Below are 19644 nucleotides of genomic sequence, written 5' to 3'. Positions count from 1 at the left end.
TGTTAGTGCGTCACAGTGCGGGCAGCTCGGCGACCAAACCCTCAAGCAACTCGATGTCGTGGCGGTCGGGCCGCGGTCGGCGCGACGCTATGTCGAGCTCAGACGGGTAACCGGCGACTACGCGGCCCGGGTCGAGTCCATCCAGGACCGCGTACCACTCGGCCAGCGGATCGGAGAGTCGGGCATGCAGATCGAAATGACCGCGCCGGCGAGTGCGGTCGCCATTGCGTTGCGCCACCAGTTGCTGCGGATCGGGGATCGACAACAGGACCGCATCGGCGAATCCGAGTCGCCGCTGAGCGAACATCTGCCGGACAGCGGCCAGTTCGTCCTCGAACCGCGTGACCGGTTCCGCACCCACTGCTGCCAAGCACCAGCTGTAATGCAATTTCAGCGGATCACTGTCGCACACCGCCACACCGGTGGCGCCCTCCAAAGTCAGCGCCTGTGTCCACCGCTGCGCATTGACCTGCGCCCAGTAGGTCGCCTGCTCCGCCAAATCGGACCCGTCCGGTTCCTGCCCTGTCGGTCTGTATTCGGCGACGAACTGACCACCGGTTGCGCGGCACCACGTGGTTTTCCCGGCGGCACTGGGCCCTTCGACCGCGACAATCACCGGCACACCCTACCTATCCAGGACCCTACGATCCGAATCGGCGGCGCTCCCCCTTGCGGTGTCTCATGAGGCGGCTCCCGATAACGGTCAATACTGAGGCACCGAGCTGTGAGACACCCCTTACTGCACCGGTGACCGCAAGGGGCGTCGGCAGATCCCAAAGAATCCGGCCTGCTGGCGGCCGAACACCAGCGTATATTAACTGGATCTATCATGTCAGCGCGAATGCGGCTACCGCCAAGGCCGCGTATATCAATAATAGGGCCCGGCATAATGGTGTTATTTTCCAATTCTTCTTATTGTAGTCGAGTGGCTCTACTGCAGAAAGTATGAGATGCGTTACATAAGGTGTGAATATAAAAATCGCAACAGCGACATAAAAGAATCCGCTATTGAATTCCATGAGCGAGAGCGCACTGGTCGATGCGGCTGCCGCGCTAATCGGAATTTGCGCTCTGTCTATGTCAAGTTCCCATCTTTTTATGAAATATTCTTCGGGGTAGTCTATTGGAAGGTAATCGTTACCGGATCCATCATGGATAATGTTGTGAAGATCCCGTTTCCACAGTCCTTGAATGTGAGCGCCAGCCAAGCTGCCCACCAATAGCACGCAAATGGCGACAATAAGCGGGAGAGGTGCCCATGCTGTGACATCAGCCAGCTTGATTGGTTCATCTTGCGCCATCAAGCCGAGCGAGGACTGAGTTACCATAGAAGTGTATGAGATTTGCTGTACCTTAGCCTTTGGCTAAATCCGGTATTAACATTGATATTTATATTTAGTTTCCCGCTTTGTGTCGAATCTGGTTTCAAGAGTCCGGTCGCGGTTCGGGGCGTCGAAGCGGCGGTGTACAACTTAAGCTTCCATCGCCTGGAATTGCGTGTTTTCTTGCCCGCACTCACATCTGAGTACCTGTCGGGAGGATTGCTCCCCAGCGTGCTCTCGACTGCCAGTATGGCTCCGCAAGGGTATTCGCACTCGACGGATAGGCTGTGAGCAGTCCGAGGGGGGTCGCTTGAAGTTTGATCGTCCTTGTTCGTGACTGCTGTTTTAATCTTCAGCAATCGCATCTGAGGTATGATTATTTCTCCAGGAGCTGGTGGGTCCTGAGGGTGAAACCCAGACATGTTTTGCCGCTTTCTGTTGGCGAAGAGAAATCCTCAGGGAGAGAGATTCAACGCTACAGAGGCCTCTTGAGTTGGGAAACAACTCGATCCTGATTCTTGCGAAGGATTCCAGATGCGGTCAGGCGAAACATCTTCATCACTGCAGCCGTGTGTGTTTCGTTCAGTCCACGACTCGTGGCGGCGGGGATTTGGGCACCAATTTCGGAGTAAGCGAAATTAGCAGTGCGGAGTCTTATTGTCGGTAGACTCCATAATAACTTGACGTCGTTACCTAGATTGGCGGAAATTGCGGCAACAGCGGGATGCTCCCTTTTTATGTAATCTAAGACGTCTTGCAAGTTTCCGGTTCCCGAATTTCCATTTGTGGTTTCGGGGTCCAGGGCTAAATAAACGCTAATATTATTCGGGGCTATTCTGTAATAGCTGGACGCGGTATCTTTGATTACCTGCAACGTTTCATCAGGCCCCGACTCGGAAGACCAAAAGGCCGCCCTGAATTTGGCATCTCGATCCGTCTGAAGATACTCTCCATCGCCAACTGAGATCAGTTCACCTAGGTACCCGCCAAGCTGTCTTTGCTCTCGCAAAAAACTCATGCCATCACTTCCCACGGTGTACGTGAAGCGTCCTGGGGGCAGATTATCTGGGATCGGCGATATGCGGACGAGATGGCCGACTTTCCTGACGTTCCCCCAGAATGAGGTGTCCGTATCGGCCTCGACAACGCACGACCGTCCGATTTTGCGGAGGCCGAGACTGCGGAGCGCATCGCGTTGATACTCTTTGGTTCCGATCGTCGATCGCCGTTGCGTGACGACGATATTGCCGCCATGGCTACCGACTCTGATGCAAACCGGCCGATGGGCGAATCTGTCGAGATCGATCGATTCGGGCGGTATTCCGAGGCCGCGCCTGGTGCAGAATTCGCGAGCCCGTTGGAATTCAGTCCCGGTGAAGAGTTCGGCGACCACTTTCCCTCCTGCTTCCTGCGGGTATTTCGCGACCACGTCGTATGCGCAGTCTGCGGCGGCAGATTCTGCCCTTGATCGGCGAACGCGATCACCCGTCCAGGCGGCGCGATTTGGCCGATACTGGATTTATGAACATTTGCAATCAAATGTTAACCTCACTGAATTCTCAAGTTTACTTTACGTAAACCCTCCGTGGCTCCGAACCTGTGATCCAGGGATAATGGAGGGTATCCAACCGGCGTGGTTCTCGCGCGATGTAGACAATCTTCCCCGCCTTTGCACGGCGAGTCGCGACGACACGCAGAGTGTCGGTCCCATGTCCGGTGAGGACGTCGCTGGCCGCTCGCACCAGCACGCCGACCATCGGGTCTCGGCCTCGGGGTCCATACAAGTTCATCGCCCATGCGGGACACGTCGTTAACCGCATGACTCTCGCGATACGGGGGTGGTCACGGTCTCCTGGTGATCACCGGTCCGTCAACGATGCCGGCGTGGAATCGAAGCCGCGTTCGTCATCGAACTGCGGCCGAAGCTGTGCCCCCGCACGGTGAGTGTCGGAACAGGAACCTTGACCGGCACGTCCCGAAAGCCGGCCATGTCCGGAACGAGCTGGGCTGCAGGGTCCCGATAGCCCCGTCCGGTGAACGAATTCCGAAGCGGGGCGCGGCGACAAGCTCCCTAGCGCCGACGACTGTCGGATCGGCCTTAACGCTACTTCCGCTACCTGCCCCTCCCATGACGCGCTCGTCCACCCCGGAAGCCTCCACGGTCGCCGAGACTATGACTACCACTTCGGTCCGCCGCAACGACAACAAGTTCCGCTAACCCTCGAAGTCTCAATCCCCGATGCCCTGGGTCCTGAGAAGGACAAACCTTGGTCATGCCGTCAATCCGCGGTCGCGCGTCCTTGCGCTCCCGGCAGCGAACAAACGCCTTGCGCCGTTCGAGACCGATCGCGAATCGACCTCGACCGCCCACTCCTCGACGCCATGGCCGAACCGTCGACCGCGCCGTCTTTGAGACCGCGCATTGCGGAAGGGTTGGAACCCCTTACTCCTGGCCGGAATCAGCACATAGCGCGCTCATCCACATCTGCAGCTCATCACAGATGGCAGTAATACCTTGAACATTACGTGTGATTGCTTGCCCCGATTCGACATCGAGTGTCATTACAAGTCGCACAGGAAGTATCGAAACATCGGATTCGGGTCTGGCAACCGCTGCTAGATAAAAGACTCCAATTTCCGACCTCACGGCTGCAGATCTCTTTCGAAACATGGATGGAGTCTGTCAGTGACGCCGTCACCTAGGCGTTGCTGATAGCGCGCTGAGGAGCGATTGCATCAGGATGTGGAGATGTCCTGCTTGGGGCACATCCGGAGTAGATCAGAAACCATTGGGGGAGGGGGGAGACCAAGCTCCGTCTTAAGCAGGTCCGCATAACGTCGGGCGTGCCGACTGGCGACGATCCGATCACCTGCAGCCAGGCTCACACGGACGACTAATTGATGAGCTGATTCTCTCAGCGGGTCGCACTCGACCGCGCATAAACCGAGCATCGCGGCAAGGTGCATTTCCCCCTTGGCCAGACAGGCACGGCTCGTCGATTCCAGGAGTTCAACTGCCTCGTAGCGAAGTCGTTCACGTTCGAACACAAGCCAGCAGTCCCAGCACCCTGGTAGTAGTTCGCCGCGAAGTTCCAGCAAGGTATCGGGATCTGGCAGGGTGCCAGTTCTGCGATAGTTGCGCGCGGCCTCATGCAATGTTCTGGCATCGACGCGAACGGCAGGGTCAAGTGCGAGCTCCATTGGAGTCGCGTAGACGATGTCGCAATGCAACCGGTGTAGCCGCCAGAGAGCAGTCCGAAGGTTCGCGTGCGCCTTCTCCTCGCCGGTGTCAGGCCACAGCGTATCGGCTACATAGCACCGTGGCAGCCGGCGATCGTGTAGAGCGAGGAACGCGAGCACTCGGTGAAGAGACACCGGAACCTCAATGATGCTCTGACCATCCCGCAAGTCGAATCCACCGAAAAGCCGCATAGTGAGATCTGTCTGACTCACCACGCCTCCCCACCGTACGGTCTCGTCGCGCCCCGGCTCCGCACCCAACGCACGGCACCAGTTCAACCCGGGAGCATGCTGTGTACTCGGAAGTAATGGTCCGTCGCCGCTTCTACAGGATTGCAACAAGACCGGTCTGTCTATTTTGCTCTCGCGGGTCACTGCTTGTCAGCATTCGTTAGCCACCGGAAACTGCGCACTGGGTTTCATCTCGGACTGGATGGATGGCGGAGGAACCGGACCGGCTTTCGAGGCTCGGGTGCATCATCGTCTCCACCTCCGTGGCAAAAGTACGACTGAGCCGTCACCTATCCGTCACATATACGGGATGTCGTGACACCGAGCCCGTCCTGCTGGTCGGAATGATGACTGCGGGTGACCACACCGTCGACACCGAATCCGACCAGGAGGCGGCACCCGCAGCACTGACTGCTAATTTCACACACGAGGAGTTGCGCGATGACCGACAGGCCCGGCTACGAGTTGGGCACTCACGGCGCGGTGACACCCGAGTGACGCAGTCAGGCACACCGCCGCTACAGGTGGGTGACACCCGGTCGCTTGAATGGGCGGGTGGCCACGTTCACTGCGATCTACGACGCCGTACGCTCCGTCGTCGCGCTGCTGGACCGGCACATCACCCAGTCGTCGGAGACGCTGCTGGCGACGGTGCCTGTGACGGCGGTGTCGCCGCGCGAGCTAGAGATTAACAGCGTGCAGACCGCCGTGTCGGTGTGGCTGCACCGCGTCGACTTGCAGCCCGACCTGCTCAACAGCCCCGCCCCCCGGCCGGAGTCGGAGCGGGAGCTCCACCGACCCACGCCCGTCGAGCTGCTCCTGTACGTGACGCCGCTGGACCCCGACGGCCCGACCCGGGCCGCCCTGCTCGGCCGGGTCGTGCAGGTGCTTGCCGACCACCGGCGGCTGGCCGGTGCCGCCCTGCTGGGCGGACTCGCCGGTTCGAGCACTCCGCTGCTGCTCAGCATGGACACGCTCACGCAGTACGACCTGTCGCTGCTCTGGGGAGCCCTACACACCCACCAGCGGGCTGGCGTCGCGCTGCGGGTCAACGGCCTCGTAATCGACACGCACCTCGCACCGCGCGACAGCAGCCGCGTGCTCAAGGCCGAGACGCAGGTGGACCAGATCGCCGGAGCCGGGGTCCCAGCATGACCATGACCGTCATCGCTGGCGACCGGCTGACCACCCAGGCACTGGTCGTCGTACCGATCGTCGACGAGTGGACCGGATCCGCCCCCGAGTCGGTACGGGCGCGGTCGCTGTCGCCGGGCGCCTTCGCCCACGTCGCCGACGGTCAGCTGGTGGTCACCGGGCGCCCCGCCAGGGCACTGCCGTCACTGGACACCACCGCCCGCACTCTCGAGGTCGTCCTCGATCGACCCGGCCGGGCGCCCCAGCGGGTCGAGCTCGTCGTGCCCGCGGGCTCCGCCCTGCCCTGGCGCGGGCCTGCCGTTCCGCTCGCCGCCACGGCCGTGGCAGTGGCCGGGCGGGTGCGCGAGAAGGACCACCCGCACTCGCCGGTGGCGGACGCGACGGTCGAGGTCCGGGGGGTGGCGCCCCGACGCCTGGTGGCGTTGCGGGCGCCGCTCGCCCTGGCCCACGACGCCGGGGTGACCGTCGGTGGCCGGGCGCTCACCGAGACCGGCACCACCACCGCCTCGGCCACGCCCGCGGGCTCGGACCGCGTCGTCGTTGCGTCCCCGACTGGCATCGGCGGCGGCACCGTCCTCGCGTTCGGGGAGCGCCGCCGCGAGGAGCACGTGACCGTCCAGGGGCTGGAGCCGGGAAACGTGGTCGTGCTGAGGTTGCCGCTGGTGCGCAGTGTCCCCGACGGCGCCCCCGTACGCCGGCACACGACCGGCGCCCTCACCGGCGCGACGTCACTCGTGCGCGCCGCACTGCCGGGCGACGGCCTGCTCGTCACCGTCGCCAACTCCAACGCCCCGGTCGTCGAGGTGAGCGACGGCGGGCGCACCGAGCTCCGGTCGACGAACCTGCGCACCGATGGCGACGGCGGCTGGCGCCTCGACGGCGCCCGCGGTATCTCCCGGATCGAGCTGACTGTGAACGCCACCGGCCTGGCGACGTACGGGCCGGTGAACCACCCGCTTCTCGGCACGTCGGACCCAAACGTGCTTGACGTCGAGATGTCGGTCTGAACGAGCAAGCGAAACCGTCCACCCACCCGACCGAAGGAGCCGCAGATGCCCGAGTACCTCGCCCCCGGCGTCTACGTCGAGGAGGTCAGCTCCGGACCGCCGCCGATCGCGGCCGTCGGGACCACCACCACCGGGATGATCGGTATGACCCGCCGGGGCCCGACCGAGGGCCCGCCGACGCTGGTGACAAGCTATCCCGAGTTCGTCCGTGCCTTCGGCGGCTCCTTCGACTTCGGGCCGACCTTCGCCCGGCACCGGGACCTGCCCGACGCGGCGCGCGGGTTCTTCGCCAACGGCGGCCGGCGGCTCTACGTCAGCCGGGTGGTGCCGGCCTCGGCCACCGCGGCCAAGGCGACGCTGAGCGGTGGCGTGGTGACCCGGCTGCGCACCGACGCGCTGGCGCTGGCCACCACGCTGGCGCTGGCCACCACGCGCGGCCTGCGCGCGACCAGCGTGCTGCGGCTGGTGATGGAGAAGAACGGCGTCACCACCGAGTCGGCCAACCTCACGGTCAGCACCTACGACCGGGCCACCGACACCGTGACGTTCACGCCGGCGCTGTCCGCGGGGCCGACCTTCGAGGCGCGCTACACCCGGGTGCTCACCAACGTCGCTGGCGTCTCCAACACGGGCACCGTCACGTCCCTCGGGGGGCCGAAGTCGGCCAAGCCTGCGACGTTCGGCGTGATCGCCTCAAACAAGGGCTCGTGGGGCGGCGACGTGCGGATCGGCGTCGCTTACCGCTCGGCTGGCCGCGCCGTCGTACGCCACACCCTAATGACCACGGCGTCGAACGCCATCCCGGTGACTTCGACGGCCGGCTTCTACCCGGGCGCCTGGGTCGAGGTGACCTTCGGCGTCGCAGCGGGCGAAAAGGTCTATCGCCAGGTGACGCAGATCGTCGGCCAGGCCCTCGTGCTCGACGGCACCGCGGTGGCCGCCAACGCCTGGGACCCGGTAGCACCGGTCACCGAGACCCGCATCGTCTCCTGCGAGTTCGATCTCGAGCTGTCGTGGACCGACCCGGTCGAGGGCACTGCGGTGACCGAGCGGCTCACCGGCCTCACGCTGGAGAACATCCCGGGACGCTACTACATCGACCAGCTCGCGGGCTCGTCGCTGCTCCGCGCCGACGCGACCGTGGCAGCACCGGGGGCCACGCACCCCTTCTTCTTCCCGAGTCCTGCCGACGGGCTGGCCGACACCCTTACCACGCCCGGCCTCGACGGCACCGCGGTGCCCACCGCCGCAGACTATAGAGGCACCGAGGTGGCGCCCAACCAGGCGACGGGCCTGCTGGCGCTGGAGAAGGTGGATGAGATCGCCCTCCTGGCCGCGCCTGGTGTCACCGACGACATAGCCGTCCAGGGAGCCCTGATCGAGCAGGCGACGCGGCTGATGGACAGGTTCGCCGTGCTCGACCCGCCGACGTCTGGTTCGGGCGGCCCCGCGTCGATGGACGACGTTCAGCAGCGCGCGACCAACTTCGACACCAGGTACGCCGCGCTGTACTACCCACGCCTGCGGGTCCTCGACCCGGTGTCCGGCCTCGAGCGCACACTCGCTCCGTCCGGCCACGTGCTGGGCGTCTACGCCCGTGTCGACAACACCCGTGGCGTGCACAAGGCTCCGGCCAACGAGGTGATCCTCGGCATCACCGGCCTCGAGCAGTCGATCACCAAGGGCCAGCAGGAGATCTTGAACCCGCGCGGGATCAACGTGCTGCGCGACCTGCGGACCGACCGGCGCGGCTTCCGGGTGTACGGCGCCCGCTGCCTGACCAGCGAGCAGGACTGGGTCTATGTCAACGTCCGTCGCCTCTTCATCTTCATCGAGGAGAGCCTCGACGAGGGCTCCCAGTGGGTTGTCTTCGAGCCCAACGACCACCGGCTGTGGCAGCGCGTCAAGGACTCCATCTCGATCTTCCTCGAGGGCGTCTGGCGCGACGGCGCGCTGATGGGGGAGAAGAAGGAGGAGGCGTTCTTCGTCACCTGCGACCGCACCACCATGACCGACGACGACATCCTCGGCGGTCGCCTCGTGGTCGAGATCGGCATCTGCCCGACCCGGCCCGCCGAGTTCGTGATCCTGCGCATCGGCCAGTGGCTGGGTGGCTCCAGCGTCGCCGAGCTCTGAGAACCGCCCGCCCCACACATAGTCCAGGAAGGGACACGTCATGGCTACAGGCGATCGGGTCGACCCCTATCGCGGGTTCGGCTTCCGGGTCGAGGTCACCACGATGTCGGAGGCGGTCGCCGCCTTCCGCGAGGTCAGCGGCCTCACCGCCAACACCGATGTCACCGAGTACCGCGACGGCAACTCGCGCGACCTGCACCCGAAGAAGTTGTTCGGGCTGCGGAAGTACTCCAACCTCGTCTTCAAGAAGGGCATCACCGACAACAACGAGATCTGGCTGTGGTACCGCCAGATCGTCAACGGCATCGCCGACCGGCGCAACGGCTCGATCGTGCTGCTTGACGAGGAGCACCAGGACAAGCTGCGCTGGAACTTCTACGAGGCGTGGCCCTGCAAGCTCGACTTCCCGACGTTCAACGCGACGACGAACGAGGTCGCCATCGTCTCGCTCGAGCTGTGCGTCGAGAAACTAGAGCTGGTCTGACCCATGACACGCGCACCGGGCCTCCTCGTCCAGCTGGTCGACCCGCCGCCGGCGGTCGAGCCGGTGCGCGTCGACGTGCCCGCCTTCGTCTGCGTCTGCGAACGCGGGCCGGTCGACGAGCCTGTGCGGATCGGCTCGTGGCCGCAGTTCGGGCTGGTGTTCGGCGGGTTCATGCCGAACGGCCTGGGGGCGTACGCCGTCAAGGCGTTCTTCGACCAGGGCGGGCGGGTCTGCTGGGTGGTGCGAGTGGTCGCCCCCGAGGTCCTGACCGACGCGCTGGCCCCCCAGCCCGTCGACCGCACCACCAGCCGGCTGGGCTCGGTGGCGGGGTTCGTCGTGGGTGCTGCCGCCACGGTCCGCCAGGGCGACGAGACACACACGTACCTAGTCAACGCCGTCGACCCGAGCACGTCCCTCGTCACCTGGGACCGGCCGCTCCATCCCGCCCTCGACACCGGCCTCGGCATGGACGTGGCCACCGGCGCGGGCCAGGCCGGCGCGCGGCTGCGCGGGCCCGGCGGCGTACCCGGACTGGATGTCGAGGCAGCGAGCCAGGGGGTCTGGGGCGACGGCGTCGAGCTGGTCAGCTCACCAGGAGCGCGCTTCGCGACGGTGAGCCGGACGGGGGATGTTGGCAGCCGCGCGGCCACGCCGGTGCACGCGACGGCCGGCCTCGTCGTGGGCGACGAGGTGCGGGTCAGCCAGGAGGGCGCGGGCACGGTCACGGTCGCCACCGCCGTCGTCGCCCGTGTGGACCATGTCGACCGGGTGGTCTGGTGGGACTCGCTGCTGCCCGCCGTACTGGACCTGACCCTCCCGCTCGCGCTGGAGACCAGCTCGACGTCGCTGACCGTGCTCGAGCGCGGCAGCGTGGTCGAGATGTGGCCGGATCTGTCCTTCCAGCCCGCGCACCCGCGCTACGCCCCCGGCGTCGTGGCCGCGAGCACACGGATCCGCGTCGTGGCCGTCGGCACCGCCGCACCGGTGCCCGCGCGGGTGCGGCTCACGGGTGGCCGCGACGGCACGGCGGCACTCACGGTCGACGACCTGGTGGGGGACGAAGTACTCGGCCAGCGGCGGGGCGCCGCGTCGCTCGCCGGCACCGACGAGCTGGCCGTACTCGCCGTCCCCGACCTCGTCGGCTGTCCGACCCCGCCCGTCGTGCACGCACCCCCGCCCCCGCCGGACCCGTGCGGCCCGTGCGCGGTCGCGGAGTCGGTGCCCGACCGGCTCGAGGCGGTCGTGGTCGACGCCGGCGCACGGTTCGAGACCGAGGACGTGGTGCGGGCCCAGCGCGCGCTGGTCGAGTCCTGTGAACGGCACACCGAGCGCATCGTGCTGCTCGACCCGCCGTGTGCCGAGCGGCCGCCCAGCCTGGCGGCGCTCCGCGCCTGGGCCGCGCGGTTCTCCTCGTCGTACGCCGTCGCTGTCGCACCGTGGCTCACCGTCGTCGACCCGCGCGCGGTCGGCCGGGTCCGGCGGCTGCCGGCCTCGGGGCACCTCGCCGGGATGATCGCGCAGACCGACGCGCTCGACGGCCCCTGGCGCACCCCCGCCAATCGCAGCCTGACGTGGGCGCACGGCGTCGACGTCGATTTCACGGCGGAGGAGCACGCGATCGCCAACGAAGACGGGATCCTCGTGGTGCGCGCCCTGCCGGGCCGCGGCCTGGTGCCGATGGGCGGCCGCACACTGTCGGCCGACGCGCTCTGGGTCTTCCTCGCGGTACGGCGGACCATGATCTACCTGCGCCGGGCGCTGCGCCTGCACCTCGCGTGGACGGTCTTCGAGCCCAACGGGCCGCAGCTGGCGCGCACCGTCGAGTCGGCCGTCGCGACGCTCCTGGAGCAGACCTGGGAGGAGGGCGGCCTGGTCGGAGCGAAGGCCGAGGACGCCTACGCCCTCCAGGTCGACCAGAGCCGCGCGGCGACCGGTCACTTCGTGCTGGTGGTCGGGGTAGCACTGGCCCGGCCCGCCGAGTTCGTGACCGCGCGCGTCTCGCGCACCGACAACCGGCTCGAGGTCGCCGAGATGCCCGAGGTCGTCGTCCGTGCGGGGGTGGCGTCGTGAGCGGGTTGGTCGGCGGCTTCAATTTCACGGTGCGGCTCGTCGAGACGGCCAAGCCGGCGTCAGCCATGATCGGCTCCTTCGTTCCGCCGGTGGCCGGTGGCTTCTCCGAGGTGTCGGGGCTGGAAGCCACGATGGCGGTCGACGAGTGGCGCGAGGGCGGCCGAAACGACGCGGTGCTGCGGTTCCCGGGCCGGGTCACGCACCCGGCGATCAAGCTGCGCCGAGGCCTGGCGGTCAGCAAGGAGCTGTGGACCTGGCACGAGACCTTCCTCCAGGGCCGCGGCCGGCGCCGCGACGGTGTCATCGAGCTGCTCGACGACACCGGAGAGGCCGTCCGCACCTGGCGGTTCCGGCGCGGTCTGCCGGTGCGCTGGGCGGGCCCGGCCCTGATGGCGATGTCGAGCGCGGTGGCCGTGGAGGAGCTCGAGATCGTCCACGAAGGGCTGTTCGTGCAGACCGGCGGCGCGCTCGGCGAGCTACTCAACACCGCCACCTCGATCTTCGGAGGGCCGTGATGGACGTCCACATCGGAGAGATGGACGCGACGGTGCGGGCCGTCGACGACCGCTCGCTCCTCAGCCCCGACGTGATCGACGCCGTCACACAGGCGGTGCTCCAGCGGCTGGACCAGCGGCGTGCGGACGAGGCGCGCCGCCACGACGACGCGACGCCCTGGGCGTCGGTGCGATCGGGAGGCTGCTGATGGCCGTCCTCGCCAAGGCGCGCTTCCACCGGCTCGCGACGCCGTCCGACTCACAGGGACAGACCCTCGACGTGCAGTTCAACCCAAGTGAGCTGACCTTCACCAAGGCCGCCCAGGTCGCCGAGATCCCGGTGCCCGGACTCGACACCCCGCTCCTACAGTACGTCCGCGGCCAGGCCGAGACGCTCTCGATCGAGCTCTTCTTCGACTCGACCGAGGAGGGCACCGGGGCCGAGGCCACGCCGGTGACGAAGAGGACCGACAAGTTCTACGACCTGATCAAGGCCGAGAAGCCGACGCACGCGCCGCCGGTGCTGCTCTTCACCTGGGGCGGGACGGCGTTCCCCGGCACGAACCGGGATGCCTTCCGATGCGTGGTCACCAGCGTCCGCCAGCAGTACACGATGTTCGCGCCGAACGGCGTACCACTGCGGGCGAAGCTGACCGTGGACCTCAAGGAGTACAAGCCGCTCCGGCTGCACCTGCAGGAGCTCGGCTTCCTCTCGGCCGACCACACCAAGGCGACGGTCGCGCGCGACGGCGACACGCTCGCCGCCATCGCCTATCGGGAGTACGGCGACGTGCGCGAGTGGCGGCGGATCGCGGTCGAGAACAAGATCGCCGATCCGCTCGCGCTCCGCGCCGGAACGGTGCTGCGCGTGCCGAAGGGGGCGAGCTGATGACAGTGATGCCTCTCTACAACGCGAACCAGTCGTTCTACGTGCCGGCCTTCGAGATCGAGGTCAACGGCTACCCCCTACCCCGCAACGTGGTCCGCGACATCCTCGAGGTCACCTTCGAGGACAGCGTCGACACGATGGACTCCTTCTCCTTCGTCGTCAACAACTGGGACACCGACAGGCTCCGGCCGCAGTTCATCGGCGAGGGTGCGGACAAAGAGTTCTGGGGACTCGTGCAGCCCGGCAACGGAGTCAACCTCTCCCTCGGCTACCGCGGCGAGCGCACGGACCTGCGCATGATGACCCGCGGATTCCTGTCGGCGCTGGATCTCGACCTGCCGGACGCGGGCAGCACCCGGCTGACGGTGCGCGGCCTCAGCGTCCTCGACAAGCTGCGCGACCGCCAATACACGTGGTCGTGGCCCGAGACCGGCAATGGCACCACGAAGGACAGCCTGGTCGCCAAGGACATCGGCGACGCCAAGGGCGGGGCCGCCGGCAAGCCCGTCCTCACCGGGATCGAGAGGGTCCGGATCAGCGACGAGGCACTGAAGGACGAGCCCGAGCTCGACCACGTCTTCATGAACAACCAGTACCCCATCGTCTTCCTGCTCCAGCTCGCGCGGCGCAACGGCTACGACGTCTACCTCAAGCAGTGTCCGGACAAGAAGGACGAGCTGTACTTCGGCCCGTCGGGGCACGTGCGCGACCGGACGTACCTTCTCGAGTGGGGCAAGACGCTGACCTCGCTCAAGGCTTCGGTGTCGACCGTGCGGCAGGTCAAGAAGGTCACCGTACTCGGCTGGGACCGGGTGAAGAAGCAGGCAGTGAAGGGCGAGGCGACGATTGAGGCCGACGGCGCCAAACTGCCCGCGACCACCCGCGCGCTGGCCCGGGCCAACGGCCGCGAGGAGGTCGTCACCGACCACGTGGTCGCCACCGAGAAGGCGGCCAAGAACAAGGCGGCCGAGCTCCTCAACACCATCGCCGCCCGGATGGTCGAGATCGAGGGCGTCGTCGTCGGCCTGCCTGATCTGCGTGCGGGTCGGCGGGTGCGGATCGAGCGCGTCGGTCCGCACCTCACCGGCAACTACTTCGTGACGTCGACGAAGCACGTCGTCAATGACACGGGATACCGCACCACGTTCAAGGCGCGGCTCGAAGGCGACCAGAAGGCCCGCTCATGACCGGTTCCTCGAGATCCACGGACGTCCTCGGGGCCGGCAGCCCGATGGCCAACCAGCAGGGGCTGGTCCTCGGGCTGGTGGTCGACACCGAGGACCCCCAGGACCGCGGTCGGGTTCGCGTGGCCTACCCCTACCTCGGCGCGCAGACCCGGAGCGCATGGGCGCCGATCGCCGCCCCGATGGCAGGCCACGACCGCGGCTGCTGGTTCGTGCCGGAGGTCGGCGACGAGGCGGTGCTGGGCTTCGACCGGAACGACCCGAGCTGGCCCATCGTCCTCGGCTTCCTGTGGAACGGCATCGACGACCCGCCGTCGACCTCGACTAAGGAGCGGATGATCCGCTCGGTCAACAAGCACACGATCCGGTTCCTCGACCCCACTCCCGACAACGGCAACGACGGCGGCATCGCGATCGAGGACTCGTCAGGCAACTCGATCGTGATGAGCAACGGCAAGGTCGTCATCCACGCGGTCGGCCAGCTCGAGCTCGACGCCGCCTCCATCGTCCTGACCAGCCTCGGCAACCGCCGCGTGATCACTCCGAACTCAAACCCGATCTGAGGACGAACCCGTGCCGACCTACGACATCCCGCTGAGCGAGCCGCTGCAGAAGGCGCTCGAGCCGCTGTCCTGCGCCGACCTAGCCCTGCCGATGCCCAAGCCGATGAAGGTCGACCTGCCGTTCGGCGGCTCGATCAATGCGCTCGTGGACATGTCGAAGGGCATCCCCAACGACTGCTCGATGAACTACAACCTGATGCTGCAGATGGCGCCCCTGCTGGCGGCGATCGAGTGCCCGATGAAGATCCTCAAGCTGCTCAAGCCGCTGATCGACATCATCAAGGCGGTGCCGAACCTCGACATGATCAAGATCGGGGAGGCGATGCCGGAGTTCATCGAGGCGGCGAAAGAGGTGGCGACCTGCTTCGTGGCCTTCGCGAAGGTCCCGATCATGATCATGGATTTGCTCAAGCTCATTCGCTCGGTGCTCAACTGCCTGCTGAGCCAGCTGCGCACGGTGCGCAACGCGATGAACGGGCTGGCGCTGCGGATGGGCGAGGCCGAGGGGCGGCCGGAGCTCCGTTCGCAGCTGGAGTGCGCACAGAAGAACCTCGCTACCCAGGCGGAGGCGATGACCAGCTCGATCGAGCCGATCGCCGGAGTCCTGATGCTCGTCACGACCGTCGCGAGCATCGCCGGCATGGAGCTGAACATCACGCTGGAGACCGGCGGCGCGCCGCCGGACAGTACCGAGGCGCTCGACGCGATCATCACGGTGCTCGAGACCGCGGTGACGGCCATCGACGTGATCGTGGGTGAGTGACGTGGCGGACACCAGGTCGTTCCTCGGCGGCGGGCTCCGGTTCCCGATGGTGATCGGTCCCGACGGTGGGTTCGGCATGTCATACGGCGAGCGCTCGGTCGCCGAGTCGCTCTGGCTGGTGCTGTCGACCGCCCTGGGCGAGCGCCAGATGAACCCGACGTTCGGGTGCGGCGCGCACGACCAGGTGTTTGCCCCGGTCAATGATGCGACGTACGCGACCGTAGCCCACCACGTGCGCGAGTCGCTCACGACGTGGGAGCCGCGCATCGACGTGCTCGATGTTCGGGTCACGCAGGAGGGCGATCTCGCCAACCTGCTTCTCGTGGCGATCGACTACCGCCTCAAGGACAACAACGCGATGAACAACCTGGTCTACCCCTTCTACATCGGTGAAGGGGAGCTGCGATGACCGGGCTGGTGCCGCCGAACCTCGACGATCGCCGGTACGACGACCTGCTGGTGCAGGCGCGGTCGCTGATCCCGCGCTACCTGCCCGAGTGGACCAACCACAACGACGCCGACCCCGGCATCACGCTGCTCCAGCTGTTCGCCTGGTTCACCGACCAGCTGATCTACCGGGTCAACCAGGTGCCCGACCTGAACTACGTGAAGTTCCTCCGGATGCTAGGGATCCAAACCATGCCCGCGCAGCCGGCCCGGGTCGACCTGACCTTCACGACCGCCACCAACGCCGACGTCGACGTCCCCGCGGGGACCCAGGCCTCGGCGCCGGGGGCCGACGGCCAGCCGGTGGTCTTCGAGATCGTCGAGGGCTTCACCGCGGTCGGCGCGCCGCTTACTGCCGTGCAGACCTTCGACGGCTTCGCCTATCGCGACGTGACGACCGCGAACGCGACGGCCGACCAGAGCTTCGCCCCGCTCGGTCCGTACGCACATGTCGGGTCCGCGCTCATGCTCGGCTTGCCCGGGGCGGGGCCGGGCGGAATCGGGCCGTGCACCGACAGCCCGATCACTCTGATGGTCTACGTGTCCGCGGGCCGGACCACACCGGTAGCGCAGGCCGGCGCGCTGGCTGTCCCTCCACCCGCGCGGTTCGCTTACGAATACTGGGACGGGGTCGGCTGGGAGCCGCTGGCCGTGGAGCGGGACGAGACCGCGGCGTTCACCAGCAGCGGCCGGTTGGTGCTCTTTGGGCCCGGCAGCTCCGCGCGGCGCGAGGCGATCGGGCAGGTGACCACCGCCCTCTACTGGCTACGGGTCCGGATGGTGACCGGCGCCTACGAGCGGGGGCCGTCGCTGGAGCGCGTCACCCCCAACACCATTCCGGCGCGCGCGGCCGTCACCCTGCGCGACGAGGTCCTCGGTGGCTCCGACGGTATGCCGGAGCAAGGGCCGTTCACGCTGTCGCGCCCTCCCGTCGTCGCCCTCGACCGGCCGCTGCGGGTCCACCGCCACGACGGCCGGACGATCACCGTCGACAGCCTGCTCCTCGAGATCGACGAGGGCAGCGGCTTCCAGCCGTGGCAGGAGGTCGACGACCTCGCCGGCTCCGGACCGGACGATCCGCACTACCTCCTCGACCGCACGACCGGTGAAGTGCGATTCGGCGACGGGCGGCACGGCGCGATCCCGACGGCCAACGTGCTGGCGCCGGTCTCCAACGTGGTCGCGCGGCGCTGGCTCAGCGGCGGCGGGGCGGGCAGCAACGTCGGAGCCGGCACGGTCACCACACTGGCCACCGTCGTCCACGGGGTCCGGGCCGTGCGCAACGACCTGCCGGCCGTCGGTGGCACCGACGACGAGACCGTCGACGCCGCCAAGCTGCGCGCGCCCGCCGAGCTCAAAGCCAAGGGCCGCGCGGTCACCGCCGGCGACTTCGAGCTGCTCGCCCAGACCGCCCCGGCCAACGTCGCCCGCGCCCACGCCTTAGCTCTCGTGCACCCGCGCTACCCGGGCGTGAAGGTCCCAGGAGCCGTCACGGTGTTGGTCGTCCCGGACGCGCCCGGCACCGCGCCGCGCGCCACCCAGGCGACGCTGATGACCGTCTGCGCCTGGCTGGACCGGCACCGGCTCGTGACCACCGAAGTCTTCGCCACCTGCCCGGCGTACCGCCAGGTGCGGGTGGTGGCCGACATCGTCGCCGCGCCCGATGCCGACAGCGCGCTGGTACGCCGACGGGTCGTCGAGGCCTTGACTACCTTCCTGCACCCGCTGCGCGGCGGCGACGACGACCAAGGGTGGCCGTTCGGCGGCACCATCTACTCCTCCGACCTGTTCCGGGTCGTGTTGGGCGTGCCCGGCGTCTTCCGGGTGCGCGACAATCAGCTGACCGTCGAGCTCGACGACGAGCGACAGCCGTTCTGCCGCGACGTCGAGCTGCAGCCCGGCGAGCTCGTGGAGCCACTCGACCCCGACGTGCGGGTGAGCTACGCATGACTGGCCACTGGTTCCTGCTCGCCGACCGCCCCGGGTGGCGGCTCAGCGCCGTGCTCGGATCCGGGACGACCACGGACGGCGGCTCGCTGCGGCTCGCCGAGACCGCGCCGCCGACCGTCCTCGACTGCCCACCGGAGGCGTACGTCGACCTGCCGTGCTGCGAGCGCGCCGTGCTCCGCCCGCCCGACCGGACCGTCGCGCTGGTCGCGGGAACCGGCCAGGTGCGTGCGCTCGCGGGGCCCTGGCGGGTGCAGTCGGTCGACGTGGACGGCATCACGATGACCGACGTGAGCGCGGGCTGGCGGGTCCCCGACGACGGCTGCGCGCTCGTGCGCGAGTGGCCGGAGGGCACCTGGGCGCCGGACGGACTCGTCTGCCTCGAGGACGGTGGAGTCGGCGTGCTCGACCGGGTGGCCGGTCTCGTGCACGTCCTAGACGAGCGCGGTCGCTGGCGGGAGGCGCGTCAGGCTGCCGAGGTGCCCGGCTGCCGCCCCGGACCGCAGCCGCGCTACCCCACCAGTGGATCGGCCACGACAATCGCTCTCGACTCCGGGGCACCGGGCTGCCGCTGGCACCGAGTCGTCCTCAACGGCCAGGTACCGCAAGGCGCGCGCGTCGAGGTCGAGGCGCTCGTCACCGACGCAGACCTCGGCGAGGGCGAGGTCGCCGTCCTGGACGCGGACCGGTGGGCGGACGTTGGGGTCTTCGGAGACCCGGCTCTGACGTCGTGGGACGCGCTGGTGCAGGCCCCACGAGGCCGATACCTGTGGCTGCGGCTGACCCTGCGCGGCGACGGGACGGCCACGCCGGTCGTCGACGACGTCGAGGTGCACTTTCCACGGGAGACCTCACTGCGCCAGCTTCCCGCGGTGTACGCCGCCGGTGAGTCCGATGCCCTCGAGCGCTTCCTGGCGCTGACCGACACCGTGCGCGCCAGCGTCACGCAGCTGCTCGACGACGTGCCGCGGGACCTCGACCCCCGTAGCGCCGACACGAGCCCCGGCCGCGATCTGCTTGCCTGGCTCGGCACCTGGGTGGGCATGACCGGGATGGGGGCGCTGCCGGAGGAGCGTCGCCGCCGGCTGGTCGGCGCGGCCGGCGAACTCTACCGACGCCGCGGCACACCCGATGGCGTCGCGCGCCACGTCGGCCTGTGGCTGGGCCGGCGTACCCAGGTCCTGGAGCACTACCGGCTGCGCCGCTGGGCCGTCCTCGACCACGGGCACCTGGGAGACGCCACCAAGCTCTTCGGGCGCGAGATCGTGGGCCGTCTTCAGCTCGACGGGAGCTCGGCGATCGGCGCCTTCCGCCTGGTCAGCACGCCCTCCCCGCGGCAGGACCCGTTCGCCGTCTACGCGCACCGGTTCACGGTCTTCGTGCACGCCGAGCCGTGCGACCGGCCCGAGGATCTCGACGATCTGGCGGCGACCGCCGCCGCGGTCCTCCAGGCCGTCCAGCCCGCGCACACGGTCTCGTCCGTCGCCTTGGTTACCCCCACCGCGCGGGTGACCACGCAGGCGTCGCTGGGCATCGACGCGGTCGTCGCCGGACCACTTCCGTCCCTCCGGCTCGGCGACCGCTTGGGCACCGGGCCAGGTCAGAGGCTCGGTCTCGCCACCACCCTCGCCCGCGACCCCGGTCGCGGCGACCGTCCCGCCATCGGCATCGACGCCCGGGTGGGGACCCGGGCGGTCATCGGATGAGGAGAA

General features: G+C 67.6%; 18 protein-coding genes. 14 read left to right on the top strand and 4 right to left on the bottom strand.

The window, feature by feature from the left end; all coding sequences use genetic code 11:
- Nucleotides 1-10 precede the first annotated feature (10 nt).
- The 4 genes from GO592_RS40530 to GO592_RS40515 form a co-directional block, all read right to left on the bottom strand.
- Nucleotides 11-622: a hypothetical protein gene (locus GO592_RS40530; protein ID WP_007300296.1), complete on the bottom strand. Its 612-nt coding sequence runs from the start codon at nt 620-622 to the stop codon at nt 11-13.
- Between the two features lie 205 nt (nt 623-827).
- Nucleotides 828-1328 carry a hypothetical protein gene (locus GO592_RS40525; RefSeq protein ID WP_157234337.1) on the bottom strand — a complete coding sequence of 167 codons (501 nt, stop codon included), beginning with the start codon at nt 1326-1328 and terminating at the stop codon, nt 828-830.
- 469 nt (nt 1329-1797) lie between these two features.
- On the bottom strand, nt 1798-2715 hold the full coding sequence (gene rpmD / locus GO592_RS40520; RefSeq protein ID WP_237720596.1) for a 50S ribosomal protein L30: 918 nt from the start codon (nt 2713-2715) through the stop codon (nt 1798-1800).
- A gap of 1343 nt (nt 2716-4058) precedes the next feature.
- Nucleotides 4059-4775, bottom strand: coding sequence for an AfsR/SARP family transcriptional regulator (locus GO592_RS40515; protein WP_007300295.1), 717 nt, complete (start codon nt 4773-4775; stop codon nt 4059-4061).
- 573 nt (nt 4776-5348) lie between these two features.
- Here GO592_RS40515 and GO592_RS40510 point away from each other — a divergent pair.
- From GO592_RS40510 to GO592_RS40445, 14 genes are read left to right on the top strand one after another with little or no spacing between them, the layout of a single operon-like run.
- Entirely contained in the window at nt 5349-5948 is a 600-nt protein-coding gene (locus GO592_RS40510) for a Pvc16 family protein (RefSeq protein WP_007300294.1), read from the top strand.
- Nucleotides 5945-6955, top strand: coding sequence for a hypothetical protein (locus GO592_RS40505; protein ID WP_007300293.1), 1011 nt, complete (start codon nt 5945-5947; stop codon nt 6953-6955). Before GO592_RS40510 ends, GO592_RS40505 begins: the two co-directional genes overlap by 4 nt.
- A gap of 45 nt (nt 6956-7000) precedes the next feature.
- On the top strand, nt 7001-9091 hold the full coding sequence (locus GO592_RS40500) for a phage tail sheath family protein (RefSeq protein ID WP_007300292.1): 2091 nt from the start codon (nt 7001-7003) through the stop codon (nt 9089-9091).
- Nucleotides 9092-9131: 40 nt separating this feature from the next.
- A complete protein-coding gene (locus GO592_RS40495) occupies nt 9132-9575 on the top strand; it encodes a phage tail protein (RefSeq protein WP_007300291.1) in 444 nt (147 codons plus the stop codon).
- Between the two features lie 3 nt (nt 9576-9578).
- The gene (locus tag GO592_RS40490; protein ID WP_007300290.1) at nt 9579-11645 is read left to right on the top strand and encodes a phage tail sheath family protein; all 2067 of its coding nucleotides are present in this window, start codon (nt 9579-9581) and stop codon (nt 11643-11645) included.
- Nucleotides 11642-12160 carry a phage tail protein gene (locus GO592_RS40485; RefSeq protein ID WP_007300289.1) on the top strand — a complete coding sequence of 173 codons (519 nt, stop codon included), beginning with the start codon at nt 11642-11644 and terminating at the stop codon, nt 12158-12160. Before GO592_RS40490 ends, GO592_RS40485 begins: the two co-directional genes overlap by 4 nt.
- The gene (locus GO592_RS40480) at nt 12160-12348 is read left to right on the top strand and encodes a hypothetical protein (protein WP_007300288.1); all 189 of its coding nucleotides are present in this window, start codon (nt 12160-12162) and stop codon (nt 12346-12348) included. The genes GO592_RS40485 and GO592_RS40480 overlap by 1 nt, the downstream gene beginning before the upstream one ends.
- Nucleotides 12348-13028, top strand: coding sequence for a CIS tube protein (locus GO592_RS40475; RefSeq protein WP_007300287.1), 681 nt, complete (start codon nt 12348-12350; stop codon nt 13026-13028). The genes GO592_RS40480 and GO592_RS40475 overlap by 1 nt, the downstream gene beginning before the upstream one ends.
- Nucleotides 13028-14215, top strand: coding sequence for a phage late control D family protein (locus GO592_RS40470; RefSeq protein WP_007300286.1), 1188 nt, complete (start codon nt 13028-13030; stop codon nt 14213-14215). The genes GO592_RS40475 and GO592_RS40470 overlap by 1 nt, the downstream gene beginning before the upstream one ends.
- Entirely contained in the window at nt 14212-14775 is a 564-nt protein-coding gene (locus GO592_RS40465) for a phage baseplate assembly protein V (protein WP_007300285.1), read from the top strand. Before GO592_RS40470 ends, GO592_RS40465 begins: the two co-directional genes overlap by 4 nt.
- Nucleotides 14776-14785: 10 nt before the next feature.
- Nucleotides 14786-15538, top strand: coding sequence for a hypothetical protein (locus GO592_RS40460; protein WP_007300284.1), 753 nt, complete (start codon nt 14786-14788; stop codon nt 15536-15538).
- A complete protein-coding gene (locus tag GO592_RS40455; protein ID WP_007300283.1) occupies nt 15531-15947 on the top strand; it encodes a GPW/gp25 family protein in 417 nt (138 codons plus the stop codon). Before GO592_RS40460 ends, GO592_RS40455 begins: the two co-directional genes overlap by 8 nt.
- Complete coding sequence (locus tag GO592_RS40450; protein ID WP_007300282.1) at nt 15944-17935, top strand: putative baseplate assembly protein; 1992 nt, start codon at nt 15944-15946, stop codon at nt 17933-17935. Before GO592_RS40455 ends, GO592_RS40450 begins: the two co-directional genes overlap by 4 nt.
- On the top strand, nt 17932-19638 hold the full coding sequence (locus tag GO592_RS40445; protein ID WP_007300281.1) for a phage tail protein: 1707 nt from the start codon (nt 17932-17934) through the stop codon (nt 19636-19638). Before GO592_RS40450 ends, GO592_RS40445 begins: the two co-directional genes overlap by 4 nt.
- The last annotated feature ends 6 nt before the right edge of the window (nt 19639-19644 follow it).

The organism is Rhodococcus sp. 21391, from assembly GCF_016772255.1.
GTDB classification, from domain to species: Bacteria; Actinomycetota; Actinomycetes; order Mycobacteriales; family Mycobacteriaceae; genus Rhodococcus_F; species Rhodococcus_F opacus.
The sequence above is the reverse complement of the archived record's forward strand: the minus strand, read 5'-3'. Positions and strand labels throughout refer to the sequence as shown.